14 protein-coding genes and 1 rRNA gene are annotated in these 14,867 nt (G+C 68.5%); 13 read left to right on the top strand and 2 right to left on the bottom strand.

Annotation, left to right across the window (positions count from 1 at the left end; translation table 11 throughout):
• The first annotated feature begins 60 nt into the window (after positions 1–60).
• Positions 61–1,596, top strand: coding sequence for an ABC transporter permease (locus ACFC1W_RS00075; RefSeq protein ID WP_375987291.1), 1,536 nt, complete (start codon positions 61–63; stop codon positions 1,594–1,596).
• Between the two features lie 2 nt (positions 1,597–1,598).
• Positions 1,599–2,798: an ABC transporter permease gene (locus tag ACFC1W_RS00070; protein WP_375987289.1), complete on the top strand. Its 1,200-nt coding sequence runs from the start codon at positions 1,599–1,601 to the stop codon at positions 2,796–2,798.
• Here ACFC1W_RS00070 and ACFC1W_RS00065 read toward each other — a convergent pair.
• Positions 2,789–3,388, bottom strand: coding sequence for a PH domain-containing protein (locus tag ACFC1W_RS00065; protein WP_375987287.1), 600 nt, complete (start codon positions 3,386–3,388; stop codon positions 2,789–2,791). The two genes, ACFC1W_RS00070 and ACFC1W_RS00065, sit on opposite strands and share 10 nt — an antisense overlap.
• A gap of 53 nt (positions 3,389–3,441) precedes the next feature.
• Here ACFC1W_RS00065 and ACFC1W_RS00060 point away from each other — a divergent pair, with 53 nt between their 5' ends.
• The 10 genes from ACFC1W_RS00060 (at position 3,442) to ddaH (ending at position 12,934) form a co-directional block, all read left to right on the top strand.
• Positions 3,442–5,124 (top strand): ABC transporter ATP-binding protein, encoded by a 1,683-nt coding sequence (locus tag ACFC1W_RS00060; protein WP_375987285.1) that lies wholly within the window; start codon positions 3,442–3,444, stop codon positions 5,122–5,124.
• 119 nt (positions 5,125–5,243) lie between these two features.
• Positions 5,244–7,157 (top strand): translational GTPase TypA, encoded by a 1,914-nt coding sequence (typA, locus tag ACFC1W_RS00055; RefSeq protein ID WP_375987283.1) that lies wholly within the window; start codon positions 5,244–5,246, stop codon positions 7,155–7,157.
• 147 nt (positions 7,158–7,304) lie between these two features.
• Positions 7,305–8,075 carry an AzlC family ABC transporter permease gene (locus ACFC1W_RS00050; RefSeq protein WP_375987281.1) on the top strand — a complete coding sequence of 257 codons (771 nt, stop codon included), beginning with the start codon at positions 7,305–7,307 and terminating at the stop codon, positions 8,073–8,075.
• The gene (locus tag ACFC1W_RS00045; protein WP_375987279.1) at positions 8,072–8,386 is read left to right on the top strand and encodes an AzlD domain-containing protein; all 315 of its coding nucleotides are present in this window, start codon (positions 8,072–8,074) and stop codon (positions 8,384–8,386) included. Before ACFC1W_RS00050 ends, ACFC1W_RS00045 begins: the two co-directional genes overlap by 4 nt.
• A gap of 40 nt (positions 8,387–8,426) precedes the next feature.
• Positions 8,427–8,798: a DUF6113 family protein gene (locus ACFC1W_RS00040; RefSeq protein WP_375987277.1), complete on the top strand. Its 372-nt coding sequence runs from the start codon at positions 8,427–8,429 to the stop codon at positions 8,796–8,798.
• Positions 8,799–8,807: 9 nt separating this feature from the next.
• Positions 8,808–9,128 carry a ferredoxin gene (fdxA, locus tag ACFC1W_RS00035; protein WP_191767224.1) on the top strand — a complete coding sequence of 107 codons (321 nt, stop codon included), beginning with the start codon at positions 8,808–8,810 and terminating at the stop codon, positions 9,126–9,128.
• Between the two features lie 27 nt (positions 9,129–9,155).
• Positions 9,156–10,265, top strand: a complete 1,110-nt coding sequence (dapC, locus tag ACFC1W_RS00030) for a succinyldiaminopimelate transaminase (protein ID WP_375987274.1) — start codon at positions 9,156–9,158, stop codon at positions 10,263–10,265.
• A gap of 185 nt (positions 10,266–10,450) precedes the next feature.
• Positions 10,451–11,746 (top strand): citrate synthase, encoded by a 1,296-nt coding sequence (locus ACFC1W_RS00025; RefSeq protein ID WP_191767222.1) that lies wholly within the window; start codon positions 10,451–10,453, stop codon positions 11,744–11,746.
• A gap of 53 nt (positions 11,747–11,799) precedes the next feature.
• Entirely contained in the window at positions 11,800–12,168 is a 369-nt protein-coding gene (locus tag ACFC1W_RS00020) for an SHOCT domain-containing protein (protein WP_375987272.1), read from the top strand.
• A 4-nt stretch (positions 12,169–12,172) separates the two neighbouring features.
• Positions 12,173–12,934 (top strand): dimethylargininase, encoded by a 762-nt coding sequence (gene ddaH / locus ACFC1W_RS00015; RefSeq protein ID WP_375987270.1) that lies wholly within the window; start codon positions 12,173–12,175, stop codon positions 12,932–12,934.
• Between the two features lie 19 nt (positions 12,935–12,953).
• On the opposite strand, the gene dapD is transcribed toward ddaH, so the two are convergent.
• Entirely contained in the window at positions 12,954–13,910 is a 957-nt protein-coding gene (gene dapD / locus ACFC1W_RS00010; RefSeq protein ID WP_375987268.1) for a 2,3,4,5-tetrahydropyridine-2,6-dicarboxylate N-succinyltransferase, read from the bottom strand.
• A gap of 667 nt (positions 13,911–14,577) precedes the next feature.
• On the opposite strand from dapD, the gene ACFC1W_RS00005 reads away from it, so the two are divergent.
• Positions 14,578–14,867 (top strand): 16S ribosomal RNA (locus tag ACFC1W_RS00005); the annotation flags it as partial.

The raw sequence follows: 14,867 nt of genomic DNA, 5'->3' as shown, positions 1-14,867 counted from the left end.
ACCGGCGCTCCGGGACGGACGTAAAATCATGCTTTCAGCCCCATATCCGAGAGGGCTTCCGTGCTGACCTTCATCCTGCGACGACTGGGCGCCATCGCCCTCGTTCTCCTCGTCGCCTCGTTCATCGTCTACAACCTGACGGCGATCGGGACCGACCCCCTCCAAGACCTCAAGGGCAGCAATGCCCCCAACCGTCAGGAGATGATCGACAACCGCACCGAGCTGCTGCGGCTGGATCTCCCTGCTCCCGTCCGCTACTTCACGTGGCTCGGCGGCGCCGCCAAGTGCTTCATCGGCCAGTGCGATCTCGGCATCGCCTTCACCCGAAGCAACCAGCCCGTGACCGAGGCCGTGGCCTCCGCTGCATCATCGACGATCCAGCTGGTCACCGCGGCCACCATCGTGGCCATCATCTTCGGCCTCACGATCGGCATCCTGACGGCACTCCGCCAGTACAGCGGCTTCGACTACTCGGTGACGTTCCTCACGTTCATCGTCTACTCGCTCCCCATCTTCTGGATCGCCGTGCTGCTCAAGGAGTTCGGTGCCATCCGGTTCAATGAGTTCCTCTCGAATCCGGTGATCACGATCCAAGCGATCCTTCTCACGGGGCTGATCGCCGGCCTGATCTTCATGGCGATCATCGGCGGATCCTGGAAGCGGCGCCTCATCACGTTCGCCTCGGCCTTCGTGGCCGCAGGCGGCATGCTGGCGCTGCTGGGCGCGACGAACTGGTTCGCGGCCCCCTCGATCGGCATCGTCGGAGTCATCATCACCGGCATCGGCGCCGCAGTGGGCGTGACAGCGCTGTCGACAGGACTCGCGAACCGCCGCACGCTGTACGCGGCGCTGATCGTGGTCGGCATCTGGGCGGCGCTCTACTTCCCGCTCCAGTACCTGTTCTTCTACGTGCCGACCGGGTGGATGCTGTTCCTGATGGGCCTCGTGTCGATCGGCATCGGCATCGGCGTGGGCCTTCTCGTCGGAGGCGACGGCAAGAAGGAAGCGGCCCGCACGGCGGCGATCGTGAGCTTCATCACGTTCTTCGTGATCATCGTCGACCGGGTCATGCTGGTTTACACCGACTACGTCGACCGCATTCCCCAGAGCGGCGTCATCGCGACCATCGGTGCGAAGACCCCGGGGCTCAAGGGCGACATGTGGTTCCAGATCCTCGACGGGTTCGCGCACCTCGTGCTTCCGACGATCGCGCTGGCCCTCGTCTCGATCGCCGCGTACACCCGCTACTCGCGGTCGAGCCTGCTCGAGGTCATGAACCAGGACTACGTGCGCACCGCGCGGGCCAAGGGCCTGACGGAGCGGACTGTCGTCATGCGGCACGCCATGCGCAACGCCCTCATCCCGATCGCGACGATCATCGCGTTCGACATCGGAGCCCTCATCGGCGGCGCCGTCATCACCGAGACGATCTTCGCGTGGAAGGGCATGGGCGCGCTGTTCGTCGACGGCCTCAACGCCGGTGACGTCAACCTCGTTATGGGCTTCTTCGTGGTGACAGGCATCCTCGCGGTGATCTTCAACCTCATCGCGGACCTTCTGTACTCCGCCCTCGACCCCCGGATCCGGGTGAGCTGACCATGGTTACGACAATTCCCACCGATGCGCCGCAGGACCGCGGCAGCGAGCAGTCGATCGAGCAGAAGGCCGTCGCGGGCCTGAGCCAGGGCGCGCTGGTGCGCCGCCGGTTCTTCCGTCACGCCGGAGCGATGATCGCCCTGGTCGTCCTCGTCCTCGTCATCATCCTCGCCTTCACCTCGGTCGGCACCGTCATCGGCGGCACCGGCAAGCTGCAGGCCAGCGGCGACGGCACGCTCGACATCAACGGCTTCCGCATCCCCGGATGGTGGCCGCTGGACTGGTGGACGAGCTATCCCGTCGTCAACGGCGGACAGCCCACGCTGACGCTCTGGCCCTTCGCTCTCGGCGAGCACCCGTTCGGCCAGGACACCCTGGGCAAGGACATCTTCGCCCAGGTCATGCGCGGCACCCAGCAGTCGCTTACCGTCATGTTCCTCGTCGGCATCGTGTCGCTGATCCTGGGCGTGCTCTTCGGCGCACTGTCGGGGTACTTCCGCGGCTGGACCGACTCGCTGATCATGCGCTTCACCGACGTGATCATCATCATCCCGATCATCGTCATCGGCTCGATCATCGGAAAGATGCTCGGCGGCAGCAGCGCGGTGGTGTTCGGCATCTTCCTCGGTGTGCTGAGCTGGACGGGTCTCGCGCGTCTCGTGCGAGGCGACTTCCTCGCCCTGCGGGAACGCGAGTTCGTCGATGCGGCACGGGTCGCCGGCGCCGGGAACGGCCGCATCATCTTCCGCCACATCCTGCCCAACGCGGTCGGCATCATCATCGTCAACACCACGCTGCTCATGAGCGCGGCCGTGCTGACGGAGGCCGCGCTGAGCTTCATCGGCTTCGGCATCACGGCGCCCGATGTGTCGCTCGGGCAGATCATCAGCGAGTACCGCGAGGCCTTCCGCACCCGGCCGTGGCTGTTCTGGTGGCCGGGTCTGTTCATCGTCATCCTGGCGCTGTGCATCAACTTCATCGGCGACGGTCTGCGTGACGCATTCGACCCGCGTCAGCAGGGCAAGGTCAGCCGCCGCAAGGCGAATCGTGCGGTGGCGGCGATCCCGTCGGTGCAGGGCGTGCAGATGGTCGAGGGCCCGACGTCGTCCGACGACGAGCGGTACATGGACGAGTTCGGCGGCGGTGCGCTGCCCGAGCCGCCCGCCGTCGAGGAACGCCGCGAGCGGGGTGATCAGCCGTGAGGCAGGGCGAGGCTCAGCACAGCGGCGGCGATCAGCACCGCCGTCACCGCGATGACCGGAGTGTTCAGCGTCGAGACCGTGCCGTCGGGCGTGGTGCTGCCGCCGCTGCGGCGGTACTGCTCGAGGGTGCGGCGCACCAGCGCGGTCGCGTCGCCGCTGGCGGTGCCTTCGGCATCCGACGGACGGCGCATGTCGCCCTCGCCGGGCGTGCGGGCGACCTCCTCGCGGTTCGTCGTCATCGCCTGACGAGCGCTGGGCGCGGGAGCTGCCCAGGCGCGGATGCTGCGGCCGCCGGTCGTGTGGACGGTCAGCGCGTAGCGCGAGTCGACGTCGGCCACGTCGCCCCACGGCACCCGGTGGGTGCGGAAGACGTTGCCGACCTCGATGAAGCCCTCGCTGATCAGCACGTGCGGTCGGATGTAGAGGATCCACGCCAGCCAGGCCACGAGCACGATCGGCCACGCCCACACGATGAGGCTGGGCACGCCGTCCGTGACGGCGATGAAGACAAGACCGAGGGCGCAGATCGCGATCGCCACCCAGGCGACGATCTGACCGCCGCGCGGACGAAAAGTGACCGGTTCGGGCATCTGCCCATCCTGACACGGGAGACGGTTCGATGAGCATGAAAGAGGGTGCCCGCATGCGCGGACACGTCCCGCAGCAGGAGGGCGGCCCGGTGCTGTCCGTCAAGAACCTCGGAGTCGAGTTCTGGGTGGGCGGCGGCTGGGCGGCGGCGGCCAAGCACGTGACGTACGACCTGATGCCCGGCAAGGTGCTGGCGATCGTCGGTGAGTCGGGTTCGGGCAAGAGCACGAGCTCGATGGCGATCATGGGCCTGCTTCCCAAGAACGCCCGTGTCACCGGGAGCGCGAAGCTCGCCGGCCGCGAGCTGGTCGGCGCCCGCGACGAGGTGCTGCGCCAGGTGCGCGGCGAGGGTATCGCGGCGATCTTCCAGGAGCCGATGACGGCTCTCAACCCGGTCTACACGATCGGCTTCCAGATCTCCGAAACGATCCTCACCCACCGCCCGGGCATGACCCGCAAGCAGGCGAAGGCCCGCGCGATCGAGCTTCTCGGTCTCGTCGAGATGCCCGACCCGACCAAGGCGTACAACTCGTACCCGCACCAGCTGTCGGGCGGTCAGCGTCAGCGCGCGATGATCGCGCAGTCGATCTCGCTCGACCCGCGTGTGCTCATCGCCGATGAGCCGACGACGGCGCTCGACGTGACGGTGCAGGCCGAGATCCTCGACCTGCTGCGCCACCTCCACCAGAAGCTCGACTCGGCGATCATCCTCATCACGCACGACATGGGCGTCGTGGCCGACATGGCCGACGACGTCATGGTGATGAAGGACGGCGACGTCGTCGAGCACGGCACCGCGGCGCAGCTGTTCACCGCGCCCGAGCACCCCTACACGAAGGCGCTCATGGCGTCGGTGCCGCACCTCGGTCTGGGCACCGCCGTCGCCGAGGACGCGAGCCACCGCGACGACTCCACGGCGGCGCTGCTGCTCGAGAACGTGTCGATCGACTACCCCAAGCGCGGCCGCGTGCCGGCGTTCCGGGCCGTCGCCGACGCGTCTCTCTCGATCCAGCCCGGCGAGGTCGTCGGACTCGTGGGCGAGTCCGGCTCCGGCAAGACGACCATCGCGCGCGCCATCGTCGGGCTCGTGCCGATCGCTGAGGGACAGCTGCGGGTGGCCGGTCAGGACATGGTCGGCGTCGACCCGAAGCAGCTGCGCGCCGTGCGCCGGAAGCTCGGCATCGTCTTCCAGGACCCGGGCTCATCGCTGAACCCGCGCTGGCCCGTCGGCGAGTCGATCGGCGAGCCGCTCGAGCTGGCCGGTCGTGACCGCAAGGAGATCTCCAGCCGGGTGACCGAGCTCCTCGACATGGTCGAGCTGCCCCGCGACTTCCGCAACCGGTACCCGCACGAGCTCTCCGGCGGTCAGCGTCAGCGCATCGGCATCGCCCGAGCGCTCGCGCTCGACCCGAAGGTCCTCGTTGCCGACGAGCCGACGAGCGCGCTCGACGTGTCGGTGCAGGCGCGTGTTCTGGAGCTGCTGCAGCAGATCCAGAAGGAGAAGCAGTTCGCGACGCTCTTCGTCACGCACGACCTCGCGGTCGTCGACCTGCTCGCCGACCGCATCGTGGTGATGCAGCACGGCAAGATCGTCGAGCAGGGCTCGAAGGAGCAGATCCTCCGCAACCCGCAGGACGCCTACACGCAGCGGCTCATCGCGGCGGTCCCCGTGCCCGACCCGACCGAGCAGCGCGTCCGCCGCGAGGCGCGCGCCGCACTGCTTGCGCAGCAGGACTAGAGACAACCCGGAAGCGGCCTGGGCGTGCGCGTGCGCACCCTCAGGTCGCTTTCGGCTGCCTGCGCTAGGCTGGACCGTCGGCATCCCGGCCATTCCCACTTCTTGCAAGGATCTCTTTCATGGCGCGCGCCCTCCGTCCGGACCTCCGAAACGTCGCGATCGTCGCGCACGTCGACCACGGCAAGACGACGCTCGTCGACGCCATGCTCCGCCAGACCGGCTCGTTCGGATCGCACGAGCACATGGAAGAGCGCGCGATGGACTCGAACGACCTCGAGCGTGAGAAGGGCATCACGATCCTCGCCAAGAACACGGCGATCACGTACAGCGGCGCGCACACCGACGTCCCGGTGACGATCAACGTCATCGACACCCCGGGTCACGCCGACTTCGGCGGCGAGGTCGAGCGCGGCCTGTCGATGGTCGACGGCGTCGTGCTGCTCGTCGACGCGAGCGAGGGCCCGCTGCCGCAGACCCGCTTCGTGCTGCGCAAGGCGCTCGAGGCGAAGCTGCCCGTCATCCTCCTGGTCAACAAGACCGACCGCCCCGACGCCCGCATCGCCGAGGTCGAGGAAGAGGCGCACGACCTGCTGCTCGGACTCGCGTCCGACCTGCACGAGGACGTTCCCGATCTCGACGTCGACGCGCTGCTCGACGTGCCCGTCGTCTACGCATCCGGCCGTGCCGGTGCGGCGTCGCGCAACCGTCCCGCCAACGGCGAGCTGCCCGACAACGACGATCTCGAGCCGCTGTTCGGAGCCATCCTCGAGCACGTCCCTGCGCCGGCGTACGACGACGAGGCCCCCCTTCAGGCCTGGGTGACGAACCTCGACTCGAGCCCGTTCCTCGGCCGCCTCGCGCTGCTGCGCGTCTTCAACGGCACCCTGAAGAAGGGCCAGACGGTCGCATGGGTGCGGCACGACGGCTCGCACTCCAACGCCCGCATCACCGAGCTCCTCAAGACCCGCGCACTCGACCGCTACCCGGCCGAGTCCGCCGGCCCCGGCGACATCGTGGCCATCGCCGGCATCGAGGAGATCACCATCGGCGAGACGATCGCCGACCCCGAGGATGTCCGTCCGCTCCCGGCGATCACCGTCGACGACCCCGCGATCTCGATGACCATCGGCACGAACACCTCGCCGCTGGTCGGCAAGGTCAAGGGCCACAAGCTCACCGCTCGCATGGTCAAGGACCGGCTCGACCGCGAGCTCATCGGCAACGTCTCGCTCAAGGTCGTCGACATCGGCCGGCCCGACGCGTGGGAGGTGCAGGGCCGCGGCGAGCTGGCCCTCGCGATCCTCGTCGAGAACATGCGCCGCGAGGGCTTCGAGCTCACCGTCGGCAAGCCCCAGGTCGTCACGCGCAAGGGCGAGGACGGCAAGGTCCAGGAGCCCTTCGAGCACCTCACGATCGACGCCCCCGAGGAGTACCTCGGTTCGATCACCCAGCTCATGGCCGCTCGCAAGGGCCGCATGGAGACCATGACGAACCACGGCACCGGGTGGGTGCGCATGGAGTTCGTCGTGCCGTCACGCGGCCTGATCGGCTTCCGCACCGAGTTCCTCTCGACCACCCGCGGCACCGGCATCGCCAACGCGATCTCCCACGGCTACGACGACTGGGCCGGACACATCCAGGCCCGTCAGAACGGCTCGATCGTCGCCGACCGCGCCGGCGTCGTCACCCCCTTCGCGATGATGGCCCTGCAGGAGCGCATGAGCTTCTTCGTGCAGCCGACCGAAGAGGTGTACGAGGGCATGGTCGTCGGCGAGAACACGCGCGCCGACGACATGGACGTCAACATCACCAAGGAGAAGAAGCTCACCAACATGCGGTCGTCGACCGCTGACGAGCTCGAGCGTCTCACTCCGCCCCGGCAGCTCTCGCTCGAGGAGAGCCTCGAGTTCGCCCGTGACGACGAGTGCGTCGAGGTCACGCCCGAGAAGGTGCGCATCCGCAAGGTCGTGCTCAACGCGACCGAGCGCGGCCGCGCCACCGCGCGACTCAAGCGCCAGGACGCCAACGCGTAGCCATCGACCGGATGCCGCGACCCGCCGCTCCTCACCGAGCGTCAGGTCGCGGCATCCGTCGTCTGCGCGGAACCTCGGCAGGAATCGTGCCACGCATGTCGCACCGGCCCGCGGAGCGTGGGGGAGCCGCTCGGTAGCATCGATCGGGTGACTCTCGATCCCCACTTCGACGACGTCCACAGCGCCGGCGAAGCGCGCCGCGCGGCGCGCGAGGGCGTCGGCGTGGCGCTGGCGACGAGCGCATACGGGATCTCGTTCGGGGCCTTGGCGGTGGCATCCGGTCTCGATGTCTGGCAGACCTGCGTGATGAGCCTGCTCATGTTCACGGGCGGTTCGCAGTTCGCGTTCGTCGGGGTCATCGGCGCAGGCGGGCTCGCCGCGGCGCCGGCGGCCATCGCCTCGGCGGCACTCCTGGGGGTTCGCAACGTCGCGTACGGCATGCGCATGTCTCCCGTGATCGGCACCGGGTTCTGGCGCCGGGCCGCGGCCGCGCAGTTCACGATCGACGAGTCGACGGCGGTCTCGCTCGCGCAGACCACCCAGCATGCGCGGACTGTCGGCTTCTGGGTCACGGGGATCGGCATCTACATCGGCTGGAACCTCTCCACTCTCGCGGGCGCCCTGCTGGGCGACGTCCTCGGTGATCCGCGGGCGTACGGGCTGGATGCCGCGGCCGCGGCCGCGTTCCTCGCACTGCTGTGGCCGCGCCTGCGCCGCCGGCAGCCCATCGTGGTCGGGATCGCCGCCGCCGTGATCGCCACAATATTGACTCCGGTCCTCATGCCGGGGCTGCCCGTGATCATCGCGGCGACGGTGGCGATCGTCGTCGGCTGGTTCAACTGGCTCGGCGCCCACGATCCGATCGGGTCGGCGGAAGACGAGCCGCCTGACGTCGCCGAGCGGGAGGGACTGCCGTGACCCTGTGGACCGCGCTGCTCGTGGCGTCGATCGTGTGCGTGGCGCTCAAGACCGTCGGCTATCTCGTGCCGCCGAAATGGGTCGAGGCCCCTCGGCCGATGCGGATCGCCGACCTTCTCACCGTCGCTCTTCTCGCGGCGCTCGTGGCGGTGCAGACGCTCGGAGCCGGACAGGCGATCGTGGTGGATGCCCGCATCCCTGCCGTTCTCGTCGCCGCCGGACTGCTCCTGATCCGGGCGCCCTTCCTCGTGGTCGTGGCCGCCGCGGCACTCACCGCGGCCTTGCTGCGGCTGTGGGGCTGGGCGGCATAGGACGGGCCGGCGCGGGGCCGCCCGGCAGTAGAGTCGACGGGTGCGCTCCTCCGTCCCCGCCCGTGTGGGCACGTGGTTCGTGGCCCTCCTCGTCGGCGCGGTCTACGGCCTGGCGGGCACGATCGCGCACTCGTACGAACTCGGCTGGTTCCCCCTCGGTCTCGTGCTCGCGATCGTCGGCTGCGCCGGACTGCTCGTCGCGGTCCGCTTCCTCACCGCCGATCGATGGGCGGCGCTGGCGACCGGACTCGGCATGATGACGTCGACCCTGGTGTTCTCGGGGAAGGGGCCGGGCGGATCCGTCATCGTACCCGAAGGTGCGCTCGGAAGCGTGTGGACGCTGGCGCTGCCGATCCTCGTGGCGATCGTGGTGGCCTGGCCCGACCGCATCCGCCCTCTCGCAGAGAACTAGACTGGCACCGTGACGTATGTGATCGCTCTTCCGTGTGTGGATGTCAAGGACCGGGCCTGCATCGACGAATGCCCGGTGGACTGCATCTACGAAGGCGACCGCTCGCTCTACATCCACCCCGACGAGTGTGTCGACTGCGGTGCGTGCGAGCCGGTGTGCCCCGTCGAGGCGATCTACTACGAGGACGACCTTCCCGACGAGTGGCAGGACTACTACAAGGCCAACGTCGAGTTCTTCGACGATGTGGGCTCGCCCGGCGGCGCCGCCAAGGTGGGCGTGATCCACAAGGACCACCCGATCATCGCCGCGCTGCCCCCGCAGGCACCGTGACGCGCTGCGGCGGAGCAGAGGCCTGACATGGGTGTCGCGGACCTCGCCGACTACCCCTGGGACGCCGTCGCGCCGTACGCGGATCGCGCCCGCGCGCACCCCGGCGGCATCGTCGACCTCTCCGTCGGATCGCCCGTCGACGCGACACCGACCGTCGTCGCCGATGCCCTGCGTGCGGCGACCGACGCGCACGCCTATCCGCAGACGATGGGCACGCCCGCGCTCCGGGCGGCGATCGTCGAATGGTACGAGCGGCGGCGCGGCGTCCCCGGTCTGACCGCCGCGAACGTGCTGCCGACCGTCGGCTCGAAGGAGCTCGTCGCGCTGCTCCCGCTGCTCCTCGGCCTCGGGCCGGGCGACGTCGTCGTCCACCCCCGCGCCGCGTACCCGTCCTACGAGGTCGGCGCCCGCCTGGTCGGCGCGACGCCGCTCTCTTCCGACGCCCCCGCCGACTGGCCCGCAGAGACCCGCCTCGTCTGGCTCAATTCGCCCGGCAATCCCGACGGGCGGGTGCTGGATGTCGCGCAGCTGCGCGCGGCGGTCGCCCGGGCTCGCGAACTGGGCGCAGTGCTCGCCTCCGACGAGTGCTACGCCGAACTCGGCTGGGCGGCGCCGTGGGACGCCGACCCTGTCCCGTCGGCCCTGGACCCGCGCGTGACGGGCGGCTCGCTCGACGGCGTGCTGTCGGTGTACTCGCTCAGCAAGCAGTCGAACCTCGCCGGCTACCGCGCCGCGTTCCTGGCCGGCGACCCGCAGATCGTCGCGCGCCTGCTCACCGCCCGCAAGCACCTCGGACTCATGCTCCCGGCGCCCGTGCAGGCGGCCATGGTCGTCGCCCTCGGCGACGACGCGCACGTCGCCGCGCAGAAGGAGCGCTACCGTGCCCGGCGTGCGCTGCTCAAGCCCGCACTCGAAGGGGCCGGGTTCCGGATCGACGCCAGCGAGGCCGGCCTGTACCTGTGGGCGACCGAGGGGCGCGACGCGTGGGAGAGCCTCGGTCGCCTCGCCGACCTCGGCATCCTGGCCGGGCCGGGGCACTTCTACGGAGCGCACTTCCCGCAGCATGTCCGTCTGTCGCTCACCGCGTCCGATGAGCGCATCGGCGCGGCGGCTGAGCGGCTGGCGGAGATTTCGTGAGGTTTCCTCCATCGGATGCGGCTGCCCTTTGGCTGTGTCCGCAGTAGGCGCGTGAGCGGACTAGGCTGTAGGAAACGCGGCGGCGCGGCATTCCCCGTCCCCGCTGCCGTCCTCGGAAGACGCCTCCTGTGCGTCCGCGAGGCGGACGACACCCCCGGCACGACCAGAAATCGCGAGGAGGCGCCGTGAGCGAAGCGGGCACCCAGCAGGAGAAGGCCACCCTCACGATCGGTGACACGACCGCCGAGTTCCCGCTGCTGCGGGGCAGTGACGGCGCGCCGAGCGTGGACATCTCCACCTTCACCCGGCAGACGGGGCACACGGCTCTCGACTACGGGTTCGTCAACACGGCGGCCACCAAGTCGGCGATCACCTACATCGACGGAGACCAGGGCATCCTGCGCTACCGCGGCTATCCGATCGAGCAGCTCGCGAAGAACAGCACGTACCTCGAGGTGGCGTGGCTGCTGATCTACGGCGAGCTCCCGAGCGCGTCCGAGCTGGCCGAGTTCGACGAGAAGATCCGCCGCCACACCCTGCTGCACGAAGACCTCAAGCGGTTCTTCTCGGCGCTCCCGCACACGGCGCACCCGATGTCGGTGCTCTCGTCGGCGGTGTCCGCGCTGTCGACCTACTACGAGCACCAGTCCGACCCGAACAATCCCGAGCACGTCGAGCTGAACACCATCCGCATGCTCGCGAAGCTCCCGGTGATCGCCGCCTACGCGCACAAGAAGAGCATCGGACAGGCGTTCCTCTACCCCGACAACTCGCTCGGATTCGTCGACAATTTCCTCAAGCTCAACTTCGGCGTGCTGTCCGAGGTCTACGAGGTCGACCCGGTGATGTCGCGGGCGCTCGAGCGACTGCTCATCCTGCACGAAGACCACGAGCAGAACGCCTCCACGTCGACCGTGCGGCTCGTCGGTTCGACCGGCGCCAATCAGTTCTCGTCCATCTCGGCCGGCATCAATGCGCTCTACGGCCCGCTTCACGGCGGTGCCAATGAGGCCGTGCTCGACATGCTCGCGCGTATCCGTGACTCCGGCGAGAGCGTGCAGCGCTTCGTCGAGCGGGTGAAGAACAAGGAAGACGGTGTGAAGCTGATGGGCTTCGGGCACCGCGTCTACAAGAACTACGACCCGCGCGCCAAGCTCGTGAAGGAGTCGGCCGACGAGGTGCTGTCGGCCCTCGGCGTCAGCGACCCGCTGCTCGACCTGGCCAAGGAGCTGGAAGAGATCGCGCTCAACGACGCGTACTTCCAGGACCGCCGCCTCTACCCGAACGTCGATTTCTACACCGGTGTGATCTACAAGGCGATGGGCTTCCCCACGCGCATGTTCACCGTGCTGTTCGCGATCGGCCGCCTGCCCGGCTGGCTTGCGCAGTGGCGGGAGGCCGGTGCAGACCCGCAGACCAAGATCGGCCGTCCGCAGCAGCTCTACACGGGTGCGGGAGAGCGCAGCTACCCCGGACTCTGAGTCCGGCGCACGGGCTGCGCGGTGACGGCATTCCGGGGCAGTAGGGTGTGGCTATGATCAGCGCGGACTTCTTTCCCCCCGACGACTCCGGCTTCGGCTCTCCCAGCGTTCCCGCCGAGTTCTCGGTGGTCTTCGCGCTCTTCGCGATCGTGGTCGTCGCCGGCATCGGCTTCTCGATCTACGTCGGTGTCCGCAAGTACGCGATCCTCAAGCAGGCGGGCCACGATCCGCTCACGGTGGATGCGGCTCTGGCCGCCAAGGTTCTCAACAGCGACCTCCTGCGCCCGGGGACGGCCGTCGACGACGCCGCACCGGCCAAATCGCTCGAGGAGCGGCTGTCCGACGTGGACTCCCTCCACGCACGCGGTGTCATCTCAGACGACGAGCGCGCGGCCGCCCGTGCCTCGATCCTGCGTGGCTGAGCGGATGCCGCGGCTCCTGGTCCGTCGTCCGTCTCCGCTGCTCGCCGAGGGTGAGCTCACGCACCTCGACCGCGTTCCGGTCGATCCGGCGCTCGCGCACACGCAATGGGAGGCCTACGTCGACGTCTTCCGCTCCCGCGGCTGGGACGTGATCGAGGTCACCCCCGCAGACGGCCATCCCGACGGCGTGTTCGTCGAGGATGCCGTGGTGGTCTTCGGCGACCTGGCCGTGCTCTGCCGTGCCGGCGCGGAGTCGAGGCGCGGCGAGTCGAGCTCCGTGCGGGCGGCGGTCGAGGCATCCGGTCTCCGCCTCTCGACCATCGAGACACCGGGCACCCTCGACGGAGGCGATGTCCTCAAGGTCGGGCGCACCGTGTACGTCGGCGCGTCGTCGCGCACGAACGCGGACGGGATCGCGCAGCTTCGGGAAGCACTGGCGCCCGACGGCTGGGATGTCGTCGCGGTGCCGGTCAGCAAAGTGCTCCACCTCAAGTCGGGCGTGACGGCGCTGCCCGACGGCACCGTGGTCGGCTTCCCGCCGCTCGTGGACGCACCTGGCGCGTTCGCGCAGTTCCTCCCGGTGCCCGAGGAGCACGGCACAGCGGTCGTGGTCCTCGATTCGCGGACCGTGCTGATGTCGGCGGATGCCCCGGTGACGGCGGCGCAGCATCGGGCGCGCGGCCTCGACGTGCTCACCGTCGACGTCAGCGAGTTCGAGAAGCTCGAGGGCTGTGTGACCTGCCTGTCGGTGCGGATCCGCGACTGACGCGGTGCCGCCGTTCGGCTCAGGCGTGCAGCGCCTCGTTGAGCGTCACGCCGTGGCCGATCCGCCGGACGGCTTCGATCGCCCCGGTGAGGGAGTTGCGACGGAACAGGATGCCGTCGAGCCCCGACAGCTCCGCACCCTTCACCGTCACGCGCGACCCATCGGCGCGCGGCGGTTCGTCCGCGAGCACGACCTTCGAGCCCGCAGTCACGTACAGACCCGCCTCGACGACGCAGTCGTCACCGAGTGAGATGCCGATGCCGGCATTCGCGCCGAGCAGCGTACGGGCGCCGATCGACACCTTGTGCGTGCCGCCACCCGACAGCGTTCCCATGATCGACGCGCCGCCTCCGATGTCGCTTCCGTCGCCGACGACGACGCCCTGCGAGATCCGGCCTTCGACCATGCTCTGACCGAGAGTGCCGGCATTGAAGTTCACGAAGCCCTCGTGCATGACGGTGGTGCCGGGCGACAGGTACGCGCCGAGGCGCACGCGCGAGGCATCCGCGATCCGCACTCCCGGCGGCGTCACGTAATCCAGCAGCCGCGGGAACTTGTCGAGACTCTGCAGCTGGATCCCCTCGCGCACGAGGAACGGGCGCTGACGCGTGAGGGCGTCGGGATGCATCGGGCCCGCGTTGGTCCACGCGACAGTGGGAAGGTGGCCGAAGATCCCGTCGAGGTCGACATCGTTGGGGGCGACGATCCGGTGCGACAGGGCGTGCAGTCGCAGGTAGGCATCCGACGTCGATGCCGGTGGTGCGTCGAGGTCGACCTCGAGTGTGACCACCTCGACGGTGACCGCGCGGCGCGCGTCGGGCACCGCGAGGCGGTCCAGCGCGTCCGGCGGCATGGCGGGATCGAACCCGAACGGAATGCGTCCCGCTTCGGGGGAGGGGTACCAGGTGTCCAGGACCGTGCCGTCGTCCGCCGTCGTCGCGAGGCCGACGCCCCACACCCATCGCTCGTCGCTCATGCCTCAACGGTAGCGGCGCCGTGCCGCACGCCGGGGTGAGATTGCGTCGCGGGACGCGGTCGCGACAGGCGGACGGCGTGAGCGAATGCCGTGCGATCTGGGCTTCTCGGCGAGGGGAAGGAAGTGGGCGGATGCCGCGGCCCGGCCGCGACACGCCCGGGGTGCGGGGCCGATTCGACGGGGCGGGGGAGGCCGGGTAATGTTCTTGTTGTTCGCCCCACAGGGAAGCGGAGAGGCTGAGAGCCTTACCCCCCTCAAGCGGCGGACCACCTTCCTTTCGAAAGCTCCTCTATGAGGCTGCCGGCCTTCGGGTCTAGAATGGGAGTCTTCCTCTCGTGGACCGCGGTCATCGATCGCTGCTGCAGGCCTGTGGGCTTCGGCGCGTCGGTTTGACAGACGGAACGGGATGGATAAGATTGTGAAGTTGCCCTGCCGGGCCGGCCGCGTGGCTGGTTGGTGGGAGCGTCCGATCCTTGAGAACTCAACAGCGTGCACTTGTCAAATGCCAATTAACCTCGTCGGTCATTTTTTGATCGGTTGAGATTCCTTTGGATCAAGTCCAGCCTCTTTTTGGGGTTGGCGTATGGATTGTCAGTGATGGCATCCGTTTGGTCAGTTTCGAACTCGCTGCTCGACTCGTTTTCCCGGGTTGTGGTGGCAAACATTTTTTATGGAGAGTTTGATCCTGGCTCAGGATGAACGCTGGCGGCGTGCTTAACACATGCAAGTCGAACGGTGAAGCAGAGCTTGCTCTGTGGATCAGTGGCGAACGGGTGAGTAACACGTGAGCAACCTGCCCCGGACTCTGGGATAAGCGCTGGAAACGGCGTCTAATACTGGATACGAGCAGCGGAGGCATCTTCAGCTGCTGGAAAGATTTTTTGGTCTGGGATGGGCTCGCGGCCTATCAGCTTGTTGGTGAGGTAATGGCTCACCAAGGCGTCGACGGGTAGCCGG

The organism is Microbacterium sp. NPDC056003 (assembly GCF_042274785.1).
In the GTDB taxonomy this organism is placed as follows: domain Bacteria; phylum Actinomycetota; class Actinomycetes; order Actinomycetales; family Microbacteriaceae; genus Microbacterium.
This window is presented reverse-complemented; position numbering and strand designations above follow the sequence as displayed.